The following is a 17,774-nucleotide window of genomic DNA, read 5'->3' as shown; positions in this document are numbered from 1 at the left end:
TTGCCCATGCGCCTGATCGCTCTATCGGCCGCCGCACTTTCTGCGGCGGTTTCTGTTTGTGTGCTGGCTGCGGAGCCTGCCAAGGCGGCTGCTGCCATGCCGGTATTGAGCAGCCCGGCAGGCCCATCCCTGCTCAGCCTGGTACAGGTTTTCTTTTCGCTGCTGCTGGTGATTGGGGCCATCTTTGGCTCCGCCTGGCTGATGCGACGGATGACGCCTGGCCATTTAGGCGGGCAGGCCCAATTGCGCGTGGTCGGCGGTGTCATGGTCGGGGCCAAGGAGCGGGTGGTGGTGGTGGAGCTGCGCGATACCTGGCTGGTGCTTGGGGTCACCCCGAACAAGGTATCAACCCTGCATACCCTGCCCAGGCCCGATGATCTGCCACAGGTGGCGGTGCCGGTGCCTTTTGCCGAGAAGTTGGCCAGTGTGATCAAGGCCCGCCGATCGGGAGAGGGAACGCAATGAGGCCACGCATCTACCTGCTCGGTCTGATTGCCCTGGCGCTACCCGCCGTAGCGGCCGACCCCGGCCTGCCCTTGCTGACCAGCCAGCCTAGCGGGGCAGGGCAGAGCTACACGCTGACCCTGCAGACCCTGCTGTTCCTGACCAGCTTGACCTTCCTGCCGGCCATCCTGTTGATGATGACGGCGTTTACCCGCATCGTCATCGTGCTATCCATGCTGCGGCAGGCACTGGGCACCATGCAGGCACCCCCCAACCAGGTGATCATCGGCTTGTCGCTGTTTCTCACGGTGTTCGTGATGTCGCCGGTGCTCGACAAAATCTGGGTGGAGGCGTACCAGCCATTCTCGCAGCAGCAAATCGATTTCAATACGGCGGTGGAGCGCGCTAGCGTGCCGCTCAAGCAGTTCATGATCAAGCAGACCAGGCAGAAGGATCTGGCGCTGTTTATCGAGCTGTCTCAAAGTGCCAAGCCCCAGGGGCCGGAGGACATCAGCCTGAAGGTGCTGGTGCCCGCTTTTGTGACCAGCGAGTTGAAGACGGCCTTTCAGATCGCCTTCTTGGTATTCATCCCCTTTCTGATCATCGACATGGTGGTGGCCAGCGTGTTGATGGCCATGGGTATGATGATGGTGAGCCCGGTGACCATTTCCCTGCCGTTCAAGATCATTCTGTTTGTGCTGGTGGATGGCTGGACGCTGCTGATAGGCTCCCTGGTGCAAAGCTTCTATACCTAGCGAGCCGCAGGTTCCGGCATTCACCAGGTCATACTGAGATCAAACAAGCCGAGGAGGCATCGCCATGTCACCGGAAATGGTCATTACTATCATCCAGCGTGCCTTCGAGGTCATGATACTGATAGGCGGCCCCATGCTGCTGGCCGGGCTGGTGGTTGGCCTGATCATCAGCGTGTTCCAGGCTGCCACCCAGATCAACGAAGCCACGCTATCGTTCATTCCCAAGCTGCTGATCACCTTCATGGTGGCGGTTCTGGCAGGGCCATGGATGCTGTCCATCCTGATGGACTACACCATACGGCTGTATCAGGCCATACCCACCATGATTGGTTAGTCTCGCCGTGTTGCTTTCCACGCCTAAGCCGCCACAGCGGCCTGATATGCAATCTGGCTGCGGGTCGCGCCAAGGTGGCAGGCGGTCGCTATGATCACTCTGACCGACGCCCAGATACAGGCATGGCTGGGGATGTTGCTGTGGCCTTTCTTCCGCATCTTGGCCATTTTTGCCATGGACCCGTTCTACTCCAGCCGTAGCATACCGGTTAGGGTACGAGTGGGCTTGTCCATGCTGCTGGCCATTCTGATTGCCCCCTCCTTGCCACCCATGCCAGCTATCGAGCCGGTATCGGCCTTGGGGGTACTGGTGATAGCCCAGCAGCTGCTGATCGGGCTGGCCATAGGCTTCACTATGCGGCTGGTTTTCTCGTCCATCGAAATGGCCGGCCACCTTGCGGGCTTGCAGATGGGCTTGGGCTTTGCCAGTTTCTATGATCCGCAGCACGGCACCAATACCGTGGTGGTGGCGCAGTTCGCCAGCCTGCTGACCATCCTGGTGTTCCTGGCCATGAATGGCCACTTGCTGGTGATAGAAACCATAGCCCGTAGCTTTGTGTTGTTGCCTATCTCGGACCAACCCATGAAGCTCGTTGGGTTAAAGCTGCTGGTTGATGCAGGTGGTCAGATTTTCACGCTTGGCCTGTTGTTGTCCTTACCGGTGCTGGCGGCGCTGTTGATCACCAATCTCTCTATCGGCGTCATGTCGCGTGCCGCGCCTCAGTTCAATGTGTTTGCAGTGGGTTTTCCGCTGACTTTGGGAATAGGCGTAGCGGCGTTGTATTTCTCGCTGCCGCAGTTTCCGCCGCATATACACAGACTGATGGAAGAGGCGACGAGGCTGGCTTACCGATTGGCCAAGGTGTTTGGCGGCGGCTAGTGCCGGGGCGGCCTTGCAATTTCAATCTGCTTGTAGTGTTCACCTGGCAATTCATCAGTAATCACAATCGATCCTTGCTAATATGAATAATACCCTAACTGGGTTTTATTCCGTGTTCATTTAAATACCCGGGAAGGATTTTATTCGTGCGGTATGGTTGATGAGTTAAGGGGGTTTGAGTGCAGCTGTATTATATGCGTTGGGAAACTACAACGTTCTGATATGCCGGCATGCAATGCTTTCTGCTTGTTATTGTTGATAATAGAATTCGTTGCGCCATAGCCGACCTTGTGATGGGCTGATGGTACTTAGAGTGGCTAACAAAACCCTTCTGGCGTTGTTGTGCGAGCTTGCAGTACCCACGTACTGCCAGCTGCGCGCGCTTGCGCACGCACGCCTGGCCAGAACCGCTACGCTGGGTTCTTTTAGCCGCTATTACAACAAATAGCCAAACGGAAATATGAAGGAGAGATTCAATGAATAAGCTTTTGGGTACGGTGGCCATGGCTTTGTTAGGCTGCAGCGCACTGGCGGCACCCGGGGACGACTATGTCAAGAAGTGCGCACCGAGTACGCTGGATATTTTCTGGTATGCTGGCACGGTATCGTGCATGTACGGTAGCTTCCCTAGTAATGGCACCCTGTTTGGCTATCAAGAAAAAACCATGAGCGCTTGGGTGACGCTTTATACCCCGGATAGAAGCCAATTCTGTCATGCACAAGTTCCTTTTTCCCATGTGGAACGCCGGCCTAATGGTGAAACCTGCACCATGGTGCCTAAGCAACCTTTCCCGACTGTCTCCGTACAAGATCGTGAATGCCACTCCAAGCTGCACAATGGCTGGATAGTCTGGAGCGATGCTTCTGGCGCATCGCCATCACCGGCCACAGCTGAGATTGAATTGGATCCATTCAGCACAGGGCAATTTGTACCGTCAGGAACGCAGTTTGAATTCCGCTCTGGACGAGGCACTGCAACATTCAGGGTCAGACTGACCGCCAATGGCCAGGTGGGATCGTGGGCTTATGCGACTACAACCCGGCTTTGCTCTTGGGACGACGGCCGGCATTGAGCCTTGGTAGTTCATCGCTTGCCTACCCGCCTATCCTGGTTGCACAAGGCATGGGCGTAACAGAGTAAGTTCAGGCCCGCTTGTGCGGGCCTGTTATCCATTCACTACACCGCATCGGCACCGGTTTCGCCGGTGCGTATGCGCACAACCTGCTCCACAGGGCTGACAAATATCTTGCCGTCACCGATCTTGCCGGTGCGGGCGGCTTTGACGATGGCATCGATGGCGGACTCGACCTTGTCGCTGGTGATGACCACTTCGATCTTTACCTTGGGCAGGAAATCGACCACGTACTCGGCACCCCGATACAGTTCGGTATGGCCTTTTTGGCGGCCAAAGCCTTTGACCTCGGTGACGGTCAGGCCGGTCACGCCGACTTCGGCCAGGGCTTCTCGCACTTCATCGAGCTTGAATGGCTTGATGACGGCTTCGATCTTCTTCATGTCCATGTTTTCCTCCTGATAAAAACGACAAAGGGCCCCAGAAGGCCCTTTGGTGGAACTGGCTGGGCGAGAATTACTCGACCTTTGCCTTGGCGCGCAGATCAGCGATCAGCTTGTCCAGCGCCTGGCCTTGCAGTTGCTGCTGGATGGCGCCCTTCACTTCATCGAAGGACGGGCCTTGGGCTGCACGGACGTCGTCCAGCTTCATGACATGGTAGCCAAACTGGGTCTTAACCGGGGTCTGGGTGATCTGACCCTTGGCCAGCTTCTGCATGGCTTCGTCGAATTCCTTCACCATGGCGCCAGGTTGCACGCGCTCATACAGGCCGCCCTTGTCCTTGCTGCCTGGGTCCTGCGACTTTTCCTTGGCCAGATCTTCAAACTTCTTGCCCTTCTTCAGCGCGGCGATAACGTCGTTGGCTTCCTTCTCGGTCTTCACCAGGATGTGACGAACGTTGTATTCCTTCTGGCTGGCCATCTTGGCCTTTTCTTCGTCATACTTGGCCTTCAGAGTGGCTTCAGAGATAACGTTGTTCTTCTGGTAGTTCTGAACGTAGGCCTTCAGCAGGACGTTCTGCGATGCCATGCCGATTTCGAAGAGCACGTCAGGGTTCTTGGCCAGGCCTTGCTTATTGGCCTCCTGGGCAATCACTTCCTTGGTGATCAGATCTTCACGGATCTTGGCGCGCAGCTCAGGGCTGTCCTTCATGCCGCGAGTAGCGACTTCTTTGAGGATGTAGTCCATCTGGCTCTGCGGGATGGCGACGCCATTGACCACGGCCACCGGCTTGTCAGCAGCGATGGTGGCACCGGCCAGCAGCGCGGCGATCAGTGCGGGGGCGAAAATCTTGGTTTGCATCGAATACGTCCTTCTTGGCTCTTTGAGGGGGTAAGTTGCAGATTCAAGGTTCGCGGGTGCTGATGCACCTGCAGAACCGGGTAAGGTTCAGCTCGCGGCTTCGCCCGGGGTCCGGGCTTCGATGGCGAGCGCATGGATCTCGCGCCGCATCATCTCACCCAGTGTTTCGTAAACCAAACGGTGGCGTGCCACCGATGTCAGGCCGACAAAGCGCTCGGACACAATCTGCAGGCGATAGTGCCCGCCACCCGATGCCGCGCCAGCATGACCTGCATGTTTTGCGCTGTCATCACGCAAATCCAGCAGCTGCGGATTCAAAACCGCGAGTTTCTCACGGATTTGGTCTGGAATGTTCATGCAGGTAGCACCCTTTTAAAAGGTCGTACATCCACGTTTTCATAAACACCGGCCACCAGGTAGGGATCGGCATCTGCCCAGGCTTGGGCGGCGGCAAGATCGGCGAACTCCGCTACGATCAGGCTGCCACTGAAGCCGGCTGGGCCAGGGTCGGGGGAGTCGATGGCAGGGAAAGGCCCGGCCAGCAGCAAGCGGCCTTCCGCCTGCAGCTGGTTCAGGCGTGCCAGATGCGCAGGCCGGTTGGCAAGCCGCTGCGCCAGTGAGTCAGCGACATCCCGGCCGGTAATGGCATAGAACATGGTGCGTCCTCTGGGTTCAATTTGCCGTAGATGGGGTTGCGACACCCCGTTTCAAGTGGCCTGCATGATATCGGCCATGGCCATATGGGTCAGCTTCTCGATATTGCTGATCAGGTAATACAGCGTGGCCGCCAGCACGAGGGTGCTGGGTAGCACGATGACTGGGTAGCTCAACAGGGTCATGCGGCCCAGTTCTGCAGTAAAGGCTGGGGTGCCGGGCTGGCTGACGACTATCCATTTGGCTAGAACGTAGTTGAGAACGCCTGATAGCAGGAAGGACGAGGCGATCAGCCAGGAACTGTTGGTCAGTACCTGATCAAACCGGCGCTCATTGCCGTATTGCTTGAGGGCTGCCGAAATCTTGTCTACCTGCAGAACCTGCTCGTTGTAGAGGAAGGTGCGTACCAGCGGATAAGGCGTCTTGATGGAAATGACCGTCAACAAGCCCAGCAGGGTGGGGATGGCGGCTTCCTTGATGGCGATGTATTCGGGCGGCAGCTTCAGCAATGCCATGCCACCGGTGAGCATGATGGAGATCAGGCCCAGGATGGAAATGAAGTTGGTCTTGCGGCTGGTCAGGTATTCACGGATGCCGTAACCCAGTGGAAACATCAGGGCGATCAGCATGCTCCAGACAGGACCCAGGCGATTCTCGTCATTCAACTGCGTCATGATGACGGTTGGAATGATGATGTTCATCAACAGGTTACCCATCAGGCTGGGCTTGTTTGGTGCGGGTGCTGCGGTAGGGGGGACCGAGTCTATCGGCGAGTGGGCCAAGTTTGAATCTCCGACGGTGCGGCTGTACAGGATAAAGCTGCAACTATATGCGCTTTGATCTGACTTGCACATACCGTTGGGATAAGTGGTCGGATGGGGCCGATGTAGTGGCGAGCCTGGCGTGCCGCTTCTCCGCTCGGCGGGGTTCAGCCTTCTACTGAGGCATGCCAATGGCCGTTGGCGCTCTGCCACAGCTGCAAGGGGCAGTCGTAGGCCAGGCGAAGATTGCTGGGGCAGAGTGCTTCGCTTGGCTGCCCCTGGGCCAGCAGGCGGCCGCCGCCCAGCAGCAGTACCTGATCTGCCCAGCGGGCTGCCTGGGCAATATCATGCAGCACGGCGATCACGGTGCGGCCGTGGGTGGCTTCGTTGCGCAGGCGGCGGAACAGCTGCGCCTGGTGCTTGAGATCCAGGTGGTTGGTTGGTTCGTCCAGCAGCCAGATCGGCGCATCCTGTGCCTGTAGCCGGGCCAGGCCGGCACGTTGCCGTTCTCCACCAGACAGGCCGTCCCAGCGGCGCTGCGCCAGGTGGCTGATGTCATATGCTGCCAAGGCTGTACCCACCCGCCCCAGATCGTCCGGATTGGGGCGGCCGAAGCTGCCCAAGGCAGGGCGGCGGCCAAGCAGCACATATTGTTCTATGGTCAGCGGCAGGTCATGGCTGGGGAACTGCCCCAGCCAGCCTAGTTGGCGCGCGCGGCTCGGTGTGTCCATCTTGTGCAAGGGCAGGCCGGCCAGCCTTACATCGCCCTGGGTAGGAGGCAGCAGGCCAGCCAGCAGCCGCAGCAGGGTGCTCTTGCCGGCGCCGTTGGGGCCGAGCAGAGCGGTGAAGCTACCGGCAGGGATATGCCCGGTTATATCCTGTAGCAAGCTGTGGTTGCCCTGGCGATAGCCCAACTGGCTGAACTGGAGCAGGCCATCGGCAAAGGCGGCGGGGCGGAACTGGACAGGCAGGGGGGCGTTCATGCGTGACTCCCGGTTCGGTGACGGAGCAGCCAGACGAAACACACAGGTCCGATAAAGCCGATGAGCAGGCCAACCGGCAGATTGATGGGATAAGCGATACCTCGCGCCAGGGTATCCATCAGCAGCAGGAAGCCGGCGCCACTGAGGGCTGAGACCAAAATCAGCTGGCGCCTTCCTCCGCCCAGCCAGAGAGCGCAGGCATTGGGGATCATCATGCCGATGAAGCCGATGATGCCAGCGATGGAGACTGCTGCTCCGGCAGCCATGGCGGCGCCGATGGCGGTAAGCAGACGTACCCGCTCCACGTTGACACCCAGGCTTGTGGCTTCTTCATCGCCCAGCAACAGGCAATCGAGATCACGCCCCAAAGCCAGCAGCAGGGCGATGCCAGCCAGGGCCACAGGGCTGGCCCAAAACAGCGGTGCGCCCACGGTAGTGCCCAACTGGCCGGACAGCCAACTCAGCGCACTACGCAGGGCCAGGTCATCGGACAGGAACAGCAGCAGGCTGGTGGCCGCAGCAGCAAAGCTACCCAGCATCAGGCCCATCAGCAGCAGGCTGATATTGCCGCCGCCAACCAGTTTGACCAGTACCAGCAGCAGCCAGGTGGCCAGCAGGGCGCCGCCAAAGGCGGCAATGGGCAGTGGGATGGTCAGGTGCAGCGCCATGACGGCAACGGCGGCCAGGGCCGCCCCGCTGGCGGTGCCGATTAGGCCGGGGTCGGCCAATGGGTTACGGAATAGCGCCTGCAGCGCGGCGCCGCTGGCTGCCATGGCGGCACCCACGATCAGGGCGGCGGCGATGCGTGGCAAGCGCAGGCCGCTGACCAGCGGATCGCTGATATCGGGCCAGGCCCAGCCGTCGCCGGCATAGCCGACGGCGAAGAACAGCAGGCATGTGGCCAGCACGGGCCAGGCCAGGTAGTGCAGCCTGCTTGTTGCAGGTAATCGGGCCGGACGGCCGGGTCGGCGTAACCAATAGGCGCGGGTGGTGGGCATAGTCAGCGCGTTGGGTGGGCGATGTGCCACAGGACACCACAAGGATCGACCAGGGAGAACTGGCACATGTGCCAGGGCTTGTCCTCTGGCGGTGCCCCACGTGTACCGGGGTAGCGGTCAAACAGCTCCAGTTGCTTGATATGGCGCCACCATGCACGGGCATCGCTCACCAGCAGATGCAGCACGCAGTTCTGTGCCCAGTCCTTGCGATAGAAGTCCTGCAGCAGAAAGGCCTGCGAACCCAGGCTGAACTCGGCGAGTTCATCGCCAACCAGCCGTTCCTCAAAACCAAGATCGCGATAGAACCGGCAACTGAGGTCGAAATCCCTGGAGGGCACGAAGGGTTTGAGTTCCAGTGCATCAAGCATGGGGAGGCCTAAAGCAGGGTGCGCAGTTTCTGCACGGCGGCAGGACTGCTGAGGTTGACGACAAAGAAATCCTGTACCGGCACTTCATAGACGCGGCCGTGCTGGCCCGCAGGTGTCGCCGCGATATCGGGCCGCCGCTTGAAGCTCTCCAGCCCGCCATAGACCGCCCGGTTATGGTCTGCCACCAGGATCAACTCCGGTGCCAGCTTGGCGATGGCTTCCGGATCCAGCGGCTTGTAGCCACTGACGCCAGCCGCAGCGTTGATGCCACCGGCTGCCCGTATCAGCGCATCGGCTGGCGTATCGCTGCCGGCAACCGTCTTGCCCTCATAGGTGATCAACACGCGACGGCCGATGGAGGGGGCTGGGCGCATGGCGTGCTGCCAATCGTTGGCGAGTTTGCTGGCGGCGGCGTCGGCACCGATCAGGCCGCCTACCCGCCGTATGGTGTTGGCGTAGTCGCTACCATCTTCGCGCGTGCCGAGCTTGACTGCCTTGATGCCTAGGCTGCTCAACTGCTGCCAGATGCCATCGGGCATGGCCATGGGGCTACCCAGCACCAGGCTGGGCTTGAGCCGGGCTACCGGCTCCACGGCCAGCCCGCGTGACAGGCCGATGTCGGTGGCGTGGGCCAGGGCTGTTTGGCGGGAGGAGCGGTCGCGGCCCACCACATCGGGCGCATGGCCCAGGGCCACGACGATCTCCGCGATATCACTGGTCAGTATGACCAGCCGCTCTGCCGCCTGGGCGGTGCTGCCCAGCAGCAGGCTGCCTAACAACAGGCTGCGTGTCAGTGTTCGCTTAGTGAACATGGCGCGCCTCCCTGTCAGGCAGACCGTGCACCAGCTTGGCCCAGCCGGGCAATTCGGGCCGCCCTGGCTTGCGTTCGCCAAAGTACTGCACGATCAATTGACCATCGCTGTCATAGCATTCCAGCGAGGTGACTTCGCCGTCACGGGTAGGCTTGCGCACTACGAAGGCCGTGTCGAACAGGTCCATGCGCAGATGCAGATTGAAGCCTGGATCCAGCACATTGAGCCAGGGACCCATGGCGACTACCTTCTTCACTGGCCCGGTGTGTATCTGCAGGCAGCCCTGGTTGCCGGCAAAGACCATGATGGGCAGGTCTTGCTCCGCAGCGGCATGCAGCAATAATGAGACGGATTCCAGTGATACCGCCCGTACATAGCCGACCGGTGCCAGGCGCAATGCTTGGGGGCGGGTCAGGTTGAAACGTCGCATCAGCGGGAAGAATTCGTGGGTGTCGGCCAGATTAAGCCAGCCCTGGCGGAAGGCCGTGGTATCCACGGCTGTGTCAGGTTGTTCCGCTGCGGGCTCATGCCGGCGATCGGGCTCTACCGTGGCGTGGCAGCTGGCATAGCGGGATACCAGCTCGTCATAGGCGGCCTGGTTGGATTCTGTTGTCAGGAACACCTTATGCACGGCATCGCCATGCCGATCAAAAAACTGTAGCGAGGGTCGTTCGCCACGCAGGGCAAAGCCGTAACGCCAGCTTTGCAGGAAGAAACGCAGGTCGATCTCCGGATTGAGCGCTAGGCCGATCTCGCCTTGGATACTGACGTTGGCATAGATGCCGGTTTTCTCGTGTACCGCCGCCTCGTTGCGGGTCAGCGTCATGACCACACCCAGGCTTTCCAGCTCGCCCAGGATGTCGGCCCACTTGGGGAACAAGGTGATGGACAGTGGATCGGCTGCGACCAGTTCGGCCTCGGTTACGCCTAGCCGGGCGGCTGCATCTCGGGCGCGCAGCTTGGGTTCACTGGCTTTCAGGTGCAGATAGTTCTGCCACAGGGTGGATGCATTCATGTTGACTCTCCGGGAATGCTGACGATGGAAAGACGCTTTGGGGCGCACCGGCTTCCCGGACGGTGCGCCCCGCTGCGTGGCCGCTGAGGCGGGCCTGGCCGTGGTACACGGTAGAAAATCGTGAACAGGCTCTTAGAAACGGTATTCGAAGCTGATGGCGCCGTTGCGGCCGGGCTGGGTGTAGCGGTCCAGTACCGCTGCCACACTGCCTCGGCCACTGACGACCAGGCCTTTGACATCACTCCAGAGCCAGTACTTTTTGTCGGCCAGGTTGTACAAGCCAGCGCTGAGGGTGGCATCCGGCCCCAGTTCCATACTGGCGCTCAGGTCCAGCACACCATAGCCGGGTGCGGCGAACAGGGTGTTGCTGCTGAGCCTGTCCTTGCTTTCTGCACCGCGCAGTGACAGTGCGGTTTGCCAGCGGCTAGCTTGGTAGTGGAGCGCCAATTGGCCGTTCAAGGGTTCCACCCCGTCGTAAGGCTTTGCCTCGCTGGTTTTGTCGCCACGGGCGTAGGCCAGAGCACCGCGCACATGCCAGGCATCTGTCATGCGCCACAAGGCTTTCAATTCCACCCCCTGGATGCGCATCCGGGTGATATTGCGTGCCTGGTACTCCAGGTTGATGCCATTGCCGTTGGTGTCGCGTGGCGATACCAGCACGTTCTCGATGAAGTCGCTGTAACGGCTCTGGAAGTAGGTTGCGGCCAACTCCAGCTGGCTGGAGCGGTAGCGGCTGCCCAGTTCCAGGCTACGGCTTTTCTCGGACTTCAGGGCGGGATTGGGGAGTACCTCGTAGCCATGGGCGGCATTGCTGAATACCAGCATGGCATCGTCGAAGTTGGGGGTACGAAAACCGGTGCCCAACTGGGCAAAGCCGGTCCAGCCTGTTGCCAGCGGCAGGCTGAGTGCCAGACGGGGCGAAATGGCGCTGTCCTTGTATTCGGCCACGTTCAGGCCGCGCAGATTGGCGGCGGCGAACAGGGCATCGGGCTTGGGGGTGAGGGTGTAATGGTCGTAACGTAGCGAGGGTGTCAGGGTCATGCCGCTGGCAAAGGTGATCTCGTCCTGCGCAAACAGGCCCAGGCGCTTGCTGTTGTTGTCAGGGAAGGTCTTCTGCGGGAACTGCTCGCCCCCCACTACCGTGGTGCTGGAGCCGTTGGCATTGGTTTGCAGGCGGTAGCGTGGCCGGCTGGTCTCGGTGGTGTTGTACTCGTAGCCCCATACCACGCTGTGCAGCAGCCTGCCTTGATCCAGTCTGTGGGTAAGCTGGGCGTTCAGGCCCCAGCCTTCCTGCTCGAAGCCGGACTGGTTGGTGCGCCTGATATTGCCTGGCAACTGCTCCAGGCCGTTTTCGCGGCTCTCGCCCGATTGGGTGTAGAGCTGGAAGTGGGCGCCCACCAGGCCGCTGCCGCTACGGCTGTAGTCATAGGCAAGGCTGGTGCGGTCGCGGCGCGATTCATCGCTGGCGGTCTGGGACAGCAAGGCTGCGCTACGATTGCTGAGAAAGTCGCCAGTCTGGTCACGCCGGAAGATATCGTGGGTCAGGCTCAGGCTTTGATCGGTTGCGGGTGACCACGCCAGCTTGGCCAGCAAGGCCTGGCTGTCCCAATCCAGCGGGTTGGCGACAGTGCGCCTGTCGGAGGCGCTGCCATCCGTACCCATGCTTTCGGTGTTCTCACCCGCCCGGCGGGTATAGCTGAACAGCGCGCTGAATTGCCCGCTGCGCAAGCCCGCCGAAGCCCCCAGCTTGTTGCTGCTGTCTGCGCCATAGTATCCAGCACGCAGTTGGCCACCTACGGTATCGCCTGCCTGTAGCAGGTCTTCCACCTCCAGGCTGCGGTAGGCCACCACGCCAGCAATGGCATCGGCGCCATACAGGCCGGAGTAGGGGCCTTTCACGACCTCGATGGCACTAAGGGTGTCGATCTCCACCATGTCGCGGCCAGAGATGGCAGCACCGCCGCCTGCATACAGTGCGGGCAGGGAGATACCATCGATCTGCAGCAATACGCGGTTGCCGTCCAGGCCGCGTATGGCGATTGAACCCAGCCCACGCCGGACAGGATCACGGCTGACATCGACACCCGGTTCGTCGCCGAGCAGGGTTTGCAGGTTACGGGCAGTACCGGCGCCATCACCTTGGGTGGACAGGACGGTGGTGTTGGGGGCGACGCTATCGGCGTCCTTGGCGAGCCGTGTGGCGGTGACGGAAACGGTCGGCAAGGTATCGGCAGCAGCAATGTCTGCAGCGTTGTCGGCCAGCACGGGTGTCAGCGGCAGGGCCGCCAGCAAGGCTGCAAGGGGTGTCAGGCGTGTGAGGGTCTTGCCAGTCATCAGGTTCAGCATCCAAAAAATCGCCCCGCCGCCATCAAGCGGCGGGAGCGGGAAATTGGCTGGCTGGCCGGCGTGAGCTGGCGGGCTGGCTACATCGTCATGGAGAGGGTGAAGCGTATTCGGTCCGGCTTGCCGCGGTTGCTCCTGGGAAGGGGCATGCGGCCTTGTACTTCGATAGCTACTTGGTCAGTATCAGTTTGCCGTTGCGGGTCAGTCGCAGGCGATAGACCTCGCCTTGATGGCTGATCTCTATCTCTTGCCGCCCTTGCATCAGGCTACGCAGTTCAAGGCGTAGCCTGGGCGTCTGGCTGGCTGTCTTGCCTAGGGTCAGGGTGCTTGAGTTCATGCATTGAATGATAATGGTTATCATTTAATAATTGCAAGGGAAATGTACACCGTGAGGCGCTACTAGAAATCTCAGCTTGCTTGCAGCACCAGGAGCCTGTTCACGATTTTTTTCCCCACCGAAAAGCTCGTGAACAGGTTCAAAGAAAGGTTTTCTCGCCGCGCACGTCGCCAGCAAGGCTGCGAATCCGTAGGCTGGATCAATGGCCTGCCGACGGTAAAGCCAACACGAACCGTGCGCCTGGGCCTGGTGCAGCAGCTTCTACCCATACGCGTCCGCCATGCCGCTCTGCGATGCGCTTGACCAGGGCCAGACCCAGTCCTGCTCCCCCGGTATCCCGGTTACGGCTGGCATCAATCCTTACAAAAGGCTCGAAAATCCGCAGCCTGTCCGCCTGGGCGATCCCTTCACCATCATCCTCAACAGCAATCCAGATTTCGCCTGCTGCGCTGTGGGTGGAGATGCGCAACTGGCTGCGCGCATGGCGGTCGGCATTGTCCAGTAGATTGCCCAAGGCGTGCACCATCAAGGCCGGCTCGACCTTGAGCGGCAGGGGCTCCAGCTCAAGCACTACCTTATGTCGCAGCAATCGCGACTGGCTGGCCCGTACCACCAGCCTGTCCGCTGTCACGCTTTCCAGTGCCAGTGGTCCACTACGGGCATCCAGCCGGCCATAGCCCAGCAGTTCGCTGGTCAAATGCCCCATCTCGTCCAGATCATCGCGCAGGCCACGGTACAGGCGCTGTTGTCGCTCCTCGGTGTCGATGGTCAGCATGCTTAGCGCAAAATGGGCGCGGGCCAATGGTGTTCGTAATTCATGCGCTACTGCGTTCAGCAAATCCTGTTGGGCCGCCACCAACTGCTCGATGCGATCGGCCATCTCATTCATCCGCACTGCCAGCGGCCCCATGCCGGATGCGGCTGACAGTGTCTCCGCACGCGCCTGCAAGTCTCCGGTTCCCAGCTTGGCCGCCACGGATCGCAAGTGCTGCAGGTCTCGCCAGAAGGGGCGGATCTGGACCAGGTATAAGGCCAGCGCCATGACCAGCACCACTACCAGGTAGACCGCCAGGATGGCGTCGGCCAGTTGTGGCTCTGGCGGTATATGGATGACCAATACCTGCTCCCGCCCCTGCAGACGGTAAAAGACCCTGTCCCGTCCGGATTCGCTCAGATAGATCACGCGGCCTTGCCGCAATATGTGCTGCTGCTCCACACCAAACTCGGCCAAGGGACGCAGGCTCAGCTGGACCTCGCCCAGGAGGGTCTGCATCTGCCGCAGGTTGCTGAGCAGGGTTGCTTTATCGTGAGCGCCCGCCAGCAGGTTGGCCTCCATCATGCGCATCGGCCCCAGGTAGATGGCCTGGGCGTAGTTCTGCTCCCGTTCTGAAACCATCTTCAGGGCTATCCAATGCATGCCGGCCAACGCTGCGGGTACCAGCAACAGGATGAGCAATAGCTGGCGAAAGAACAATTTCCACATCAGCGCTGTTCCTCCGGCGGCAGCAAGAGATAACCACGATTCCACACCGTCTTGATGCAGCGTGGTTCACGCGGATCGTCACCGAGTTTTCTGCGCAGGCGCGACACCAGTACATCGGCCGATCGATCATGGCCGTCGAAATCTATGCCGCGCAGGTGGTTGATGATGTCATCACGGCTCAGGACCGTGCCGGCCTTGCTGGTCAGCAAATACAGCAATTCAAACTCGCTGCTGGTCAGTTCCAACTCCAGTTGACCCAGCGTGGCACGGCGCGCGACTCGATCCAGATTCAGCTGTCCCAGGCGAAGCACTTCGCTGCCAGCGCCAGTCTGGCGGCGCAGCACTGCCTTGATCCGGGCCACCAGTACTCTGGGTTCGACCGGCTTGATGATGTAGTCGTCAGCACCCAGTTCCAGGCCGAGGACATGGTCGATGTCGTTGCCACGCGCCGTCAGCATCAGGATGGGCAGCGTTTGCTGTGCCCGCAATTGGCGGCAGACCTCTAATCCATCCAGACCTGGCAGCATGAGATCCAGCAGCAGCAAGTCCGCCTGCTGTCGGGCTAGCCAGGGCAATACTTGATCGCCACGGTGCAGGCAATACACCTCGAAGCCATGCAGCGACAGGTAGTCGCGAATCAAGGCTGACAGCTTGATGTCGTCTTCGACATAAAGAATACGGGCCATCCCGTCGAACTCCTGAATCTCATGTTCGGGCGGATACTAACCCTGATGCCGCCTACAGATGTGACAGCGCGTTCACAACTGCTTACAGCATCGCAAAACCTGCACCTTCAGCTAGCGCCATCATTTGCACCCTGTCCTGCACTGATGGAGCGAACCGATGTTGCACCGAAATCTTGTCGTCCTGGCTCTGCTGGTGGGTATGTCTGCCTGCAATGACAATGCCACTTCGCCGACCGAACGTCCCCAGCCTGCCCGCAGCCTCGAAGGTACATGGCAATACCCAGGCTATGGCTATATTCAGCAGATTGCCCGCGAGGCCCATGGTTACCGGGTGACGCTGTATGACGTGACCAGCCAGGGTTGCCTGATCAATCAAACCCGAGACGGAGTGACGCTGGCCGATCTGCAGCAACAGCATCGCTTGTCGGCTGATGGCATGGCGCTGGAGCGCGTTGAGACTGATCAGCAACAGAGCCCGGGCCTGCTTGGGCAGCGCTTACCGGCGCTGCCGGAAAGCTGCGGCAAGTTGCGCTGGCCGGTGGCAGGGCAGCCGGGTTACGCGCGCGATCCGGTACGCGACTTCGATCTGGCTTGGCATACATTCAATGAGTACTACCACGATTTCAAGCTGAGCCGGGTTGACTGGGCGGGTCAGTACCTACGTTTGCGGGCGCAGGTTCATGCGCAGACCACGGACGAGCAACTGTTCGAGTTGCTGGGAGAATTGATCGAGCCGCTGCAGGATGGGCATGTCAGTCTTTTCATGGGGGCGCGCAGCATTACCCACACCCGTAAGCCGCAGTTTACCGAAGTGCTGCTGGATGAGTATCTGCGCGCACAGGGATTGTCCCTTCCCCTGAATGAGGCACAGCAGGCTGCCGCCCTTGCCTATGTGGAAGAGGGCACCGCCGACATGATGGCCACCAGCCTTGCCTATGCCGTGCAGCCAGAGCAGATCAAGTTGCGCGGCAACAATCAGCTGATGTGGTTTACCGCCCCCAACAATATTGCGTATTTGCAGGTACGTAGCACCTTCGGCTTCGGAGGTACCGAAGAACTGGGTGATGATTTGCAGGTGCTGAAGGCCGCCATGGATGAGTTTGTTGCCGATAGCCTGCAGGCTCGCGGTGTGGTGCTTGACCTGCGTTTCAATCAGGGAGGCCATGACGACAACGCATTGGTTATCGCCAGCCGCTTTGCCCTTGAGCGGTGGCATGCCTATTCCAAGCAGGCGCGACTGGGAGATGGGCGGACGCCCCTGCAGCGGGTGTATATCGAGCCGGGTGGGCTGAAGCAGTATGGTGGGCCGGTGGCGGTGTTGACCAGCAACAGTACCTTCAGTGCCGCCGAAGTGCTGGCGATGACCCTGCGCAACAGGCCTAACACCACGTTGATAGGCGAGGCCAGCGGCGGTGCTTTTTCAAACACGCTCAGCAAGCGGCTAACGAGCGACATCTTTTTTTCGCTGTCCAATGAGTTTTACCTGACGCCCAATGGGGAGTGGCTGGAAGGTAAAGGTGTGCCGGTCGACATTGCAGTCCCATTCCACCCCGATAGCATGCGAACATCGACCGATGCTGGACTGGAGCGCGCTCTGAGTCATCTGCTGTCGTCATCCTGACCAACCGGCCGGCTGCACATTACCTGGGCCAGGCTACTGCTTGGCCCTTGGTCTACCCAGGCTTGGGGAACCCACTTACACTGCTGCGATGGAGTGGCTACGCTCAGCTTTGGCGTACTGCTGTGCAACCATGGGGATGAAGGACTTGCAACCGCTGCTAACCAATGCAATCGACCCGCTGGTGGAGCGGCGTGTTTATGCCCAGGAGGCAGATGGACATAGGCATGATTACTGCCAGTTGCTGCTGGGCTTGCGTGGCAGCGCTGCGCTGGAAATGCACGGACGGCAGTTTCTGGCCAGCGTGCTGCATGGAGTGATCGTGCCAGCGGATTGCCGGCATGAGTTTGCTGGCCAGGGCGATAACTGCCAGTTGGTGGTGGATATGCCAGTGGCCTCGGTGGCGGTGCCTGCTGCGCTATTCAGGCGGCCCCGCGCCTTTGCCATCACACCGGCTTTGCGGGGCTGGCTGGACAAGCTGCCGCACGGTCCCGCACTACGGCAGCGTCAGTACGACTGGCAATTGGCAGTTGGCTTGGCTGGTGCCGTATCGCAGAGCCTGGGCGGGGATGTCGGAGAGGGCTGTGGCTTTCCGGTAGCACAGATCGATGCCTATCTGCGTCGGCGATTGGAGCATCCGATTGCCACTGCTGAACTGGCGGCCCATTTTGGCTGGGGCGTTCGGCGTTTTCACGACCTGTTCTGCGAAGCGTTTGGCGATACGCCGCACCAGTACCATAACCGGCTGAAGCTGGATGCGGCGGTTGGCCTGCTTGCCCGGCAGGGACTGCCGCTGGCGGAGATTGGCCAGCGCTTGGGCTATGGAGACCAGCCTGCATTTACCCGCCGATTCAGCCAGCGCTTTGGTATGCCGCCCGGGCAGTGGCGGCGGGAGGCCGACAGCAGTGCTGCGATGCAAGGCCTTTGAT

General features: G+C 60.3%; 21 protein-coding genes. 7 read left to right on the top strand and 14 right to left on the bottom strand.

The window, feature by feature from the left end:
• Nucleotides 1–6 precede the first annotated feature (6 nt).
• The 5 genes from fliO to QQK16_RS16650 all read left to right on the top strand — a co-directional run bounded on the left by fliO (nucleotide 7) and on the right by QQK16_RS16650 (nucleotide 3,485).
• Complete coding sequence (gene fliO, locus QQK16_RS16670; protein WP_284197603.1) at nucleotides 7–465, top strand: flagellar biosynthetic protein FliO; 459 nt, start codon at nucleotides 7–9, stop codon at nucleotides 463–465.
• Entirely contained in the window at nucleotides 462–1,199 is a 738-nt protein-coding gene (fliP, locus tag QQK16_RS16665) for a flagellar type III secretion system pore protein FliP (protein WP_284197602.1), read from the top strand. The genes fliO and fliP overlap by 4 nt, the downstream gene beginning before the upstream one ends.
• A 64-nt stretch (nucleotides 1,200–1,263) precedes the next feature.
• Nucleotides 1,264–1,533: a flagellar biosynthesis protein FliQ gene (gene fliQ / locus QQK16_RS16660; protein WP_284197601.1), complete on the top strand. Its 270-nt coding sequence runs from the start codon at nucleotides 1,264–1,266 to the stop codon at nucleotides 1,531–1,533.
• Between the two features lie 90 nt (nucleotides 1,534–1,623).
• Nucleotides 1,624–2,412 carry a flagellar biosynthetic protein FliR gene (gene fliR / locus QQK16_RS16655; RefSeq protein ID WP_284197600.1) on the top strand — a complete coding sequence of 263 codons (789 nt, stop codon included), beginning with the start codon at nucleotides 1,624–1,626 and terminating at the stop codon, nucleotides 2,410–2,412.
• A 476-nt stretch (nucleotides 2,413–2,888) separates the two neighbouring features.
• Entirely contained in the window at nucleotides 2,889–3,485 is a 597-nt protein-coding gene (locus QQK16_RS16650) for a hypothetical protein (RefSeq protein ID WP_284197599.1), read from the top strand.
• A gap of 104 nt (nucleotides 3,486–3,589) precedes the next feature.
• On the opposite strand, the gene QQK16_RS16645 is transcribed toward QQK16_RS16650, so the two are convergent.
• The 14 genes from QQK16_RS16645 to QQK16_RS16580 all read right to left on the bottom strand — a co-directional run bounded on the left by QQK16_RS16645 (nucleotide 3,590) and on the right by QQK16_RS16580 (nucleotide 15,227).
• Nucleotides 3,590–3,928, bottom strand: coding sequence for a P-II family nitrogen regulator (locus QQK16_RS16645; RefSeq protein ID WP_284197598.1), 339 nt, complete (start codon nucleotides 3,926–3,928; stop codon nucleotides 3,590–3,592).
• Between the two features lie 73 nt (nucleotides 3,929–4,001).
• On the bottom strand, nucleotides 4,002–4,787 hold the full coding sequence (locus tag QQK16_RS16640; protein ID WP_284197597.1) for a peptidylprolyl isomerase: 786 nt from the start codon (nucleotides 4,785–4,787) through the stop codon (nucleotides 4,002–4,004).
• 87 nt (nucleotides 4,788–4,874) lie between these two features.
• The gene (locus tag QQK16_RS16635) at nucleotides 4,875–5,144 is read right to left on the bottom strand and encodes a BolA family protein (protein WP_284197596.1); all 270 of its coding nucleotides are present in this window, start codon (nucleotides 5,142–5,144) and stop codon (nucleotides 4,875–4,877) included.
• Nucleotides 5,141–5,443, bottom strand: a complete 303-nt coding sequence (locus tag QQK16_RS16630; protein ID WP_284197595.1) for a YciI family protein — start codon at nucleotides 5,441–5,443, stop codon at nucleotides 5,141–5,143. Before QQK16_RS16630 ends, QQK16_RS16635 begins: the two co-directional genes overlap by 4 nt.
• A gap of 51 nt (nucleotides 5,444–5,494) precedes the next feature.
• Entirely contained in the window at nucleotides 5,495–6,223 is a 729-nt protein-coding gene (locus QQK16_RS16625) for a VC0807 family protein (RefSeq protein ID WP_284197594.1), read from the bottom strand.
• Nucleotides 6,224–6,369: 146 nt separating this feature from the next.
• A complete protein-coding gene (locus tag QQK16_RS16620) occupies nucleotides 6,370–7,185 on the bottom strand; it encodes an ABC transporter ATP-binding protein (protein WP_284197593.1) in 816 nt (271 codons plus the stop codon).
• Nucleotides 7,182–8,183 (bottom strand): FecCD family ABC transporter permease, encoded by a 1,002-nt coding sequence (locus QQK16_RS16615; protein ID WP_284197592.1) that lies wholly within the window; start codon nucleotides 8,181–8,183, stop codon nucleotides 7,182–7,184. The genes QQK16_RS16620 and QQK16_RS16615 overlap by 4 nt, the downstream gene beginning before the upstream one ends.
• Before the next feature lie 2 nt (nucleotides 8,184–8,185).
• Nucleotides 8,186–8,551 (bottom strand): glyoxalase, encoded by a 366-nt coding sequence (locus QQK16_RS16610; protein ID WP_284197591.1) that lies wholly within the window; start codon nucleotides 8,549–8,551, stop codon nucleotides 8,186–8,188.
• 8 nt (nucleotides 8,552–8,559) lie between these two features.
• A complete protein-coding gene (locus QQK16_RS16605) occupies nucleotides 8,560–9,363 on the bottom strand; it encodes a heme/hemin ABC transporter substrate-binding protein (RefSeq protein WP_284197590.1) in 804 nt (267 codons plus the stop codon).
• Nucleotides 9,353–10,378, bottom strand: a complete 1,026-nt coding sequence (locus tag QQK16_RS16600) for a hemin-degrading factor (protein WP_284197589.1) — start codon at nucleotides 10,376–10,378, stop codon at nucleotides 9,353–9,355. Before QQK16_RS16600 ends, QQK16_RS16605 begins: the two co-directional genes overlap by 11 nt.
• A 132-nt stretch (nucleotides 10,379–10,510) precedes the next feature.
• Nucleotides 10,511–12,724 carry a TonB-dependent hemoglobin/transferrin/lactoferrin family receptor gene (locus QQK16_RS16595; protein ID WP_284197588.1) on the bottom strand — a complete coding sequence of 738 codons (2,214 nt, stop codon included), beginning with the start codon at nucleotides 12,722–12,724 and terminating at the stop codon, nucleotides 10,511–10,513.
• A 166-nt stretch (nucleotides 12,725–12,890) separates the two neighbouring features.
• Complete coding sequence (gene hemP, locus QQK16_RS16590) at nucleotides 12,891–13,058, bottom strand: hemin uptake protein HemP (RefSeq protein WP_284197587.1); 168 nt, start codon at nucleotides 13,056–13,058, stop codon at nucleotides 12,891–12,893.
• A gap of 199 nt (nucleotides 13,059–13,257) precedes the next feature.
• Entirely contained in the window at nucleotides 13,258–14,541 is a 1,284-nt protein-coding gene (locus QQK16_RS16585; RefSeq protein ID WP_284197586.1) for an ATP-binding protein, read from the bottom strand.
• Nucleotides 14,541–15,227, bottom strand: coding sequence for a response regulator transcription factor (locus QQK16_RS16580; RefSeq protein WP_284197585.1), 687 nt, complete (start codon nucleotides 15,225–15,227; stop codon nucleotides 14,541–14,543). The genes QQK16_RS16585 and QQK16_RS16580 overlap by 1 nt, the downstream gene beginning before the upstream one ends.
• Nucleotides 15,228–15,384: 157 nt before the next feature.
• Between QQK16_RS16580 and QQK16_RS16575 the strand changes: the two genes are divergently transcribed.
• Nucleotides 15,385–16,848, top strand: coding sequence for a S41 family peptidase (locus QQK16_RS16575; RefSeq protein ID WP_284197584.1), 1,464 nt, complete (start codon nucleotides 15,385–15,387; stop codon nucleotides 16,846–16,848).
• A gap of 145 nt (nucleotides 16,849–16,993) precedes the next feature.
• Nucleotides 16,994–17,773 (top strand): AraC family transcriptional regulator, encoded by a 780-nt coding sequence (locus QQK16_RS16570; RefSeq protein WP_284197583.1) that lies wholly within the window; start codon nucleotides 16,994–16,996, stop codon nucleotides 17,771–17,773.
• Nucleotide 17,774: the final 1 nt, after the last annotated feature.

Source organism: Chitinimonas prasina, from assembly GCF_030160395.1.
Classification (GTDB): domain Bacteria; phylum Pseudomonadota; class Gammaproteobacteria; order Burkholderiales; family Chitinimonadaceae; genus Chitinimonas; species Chitinimonas prasina.
This window is presented reverse-complemented; position numbering and strand designations above follow the sequence as displayed.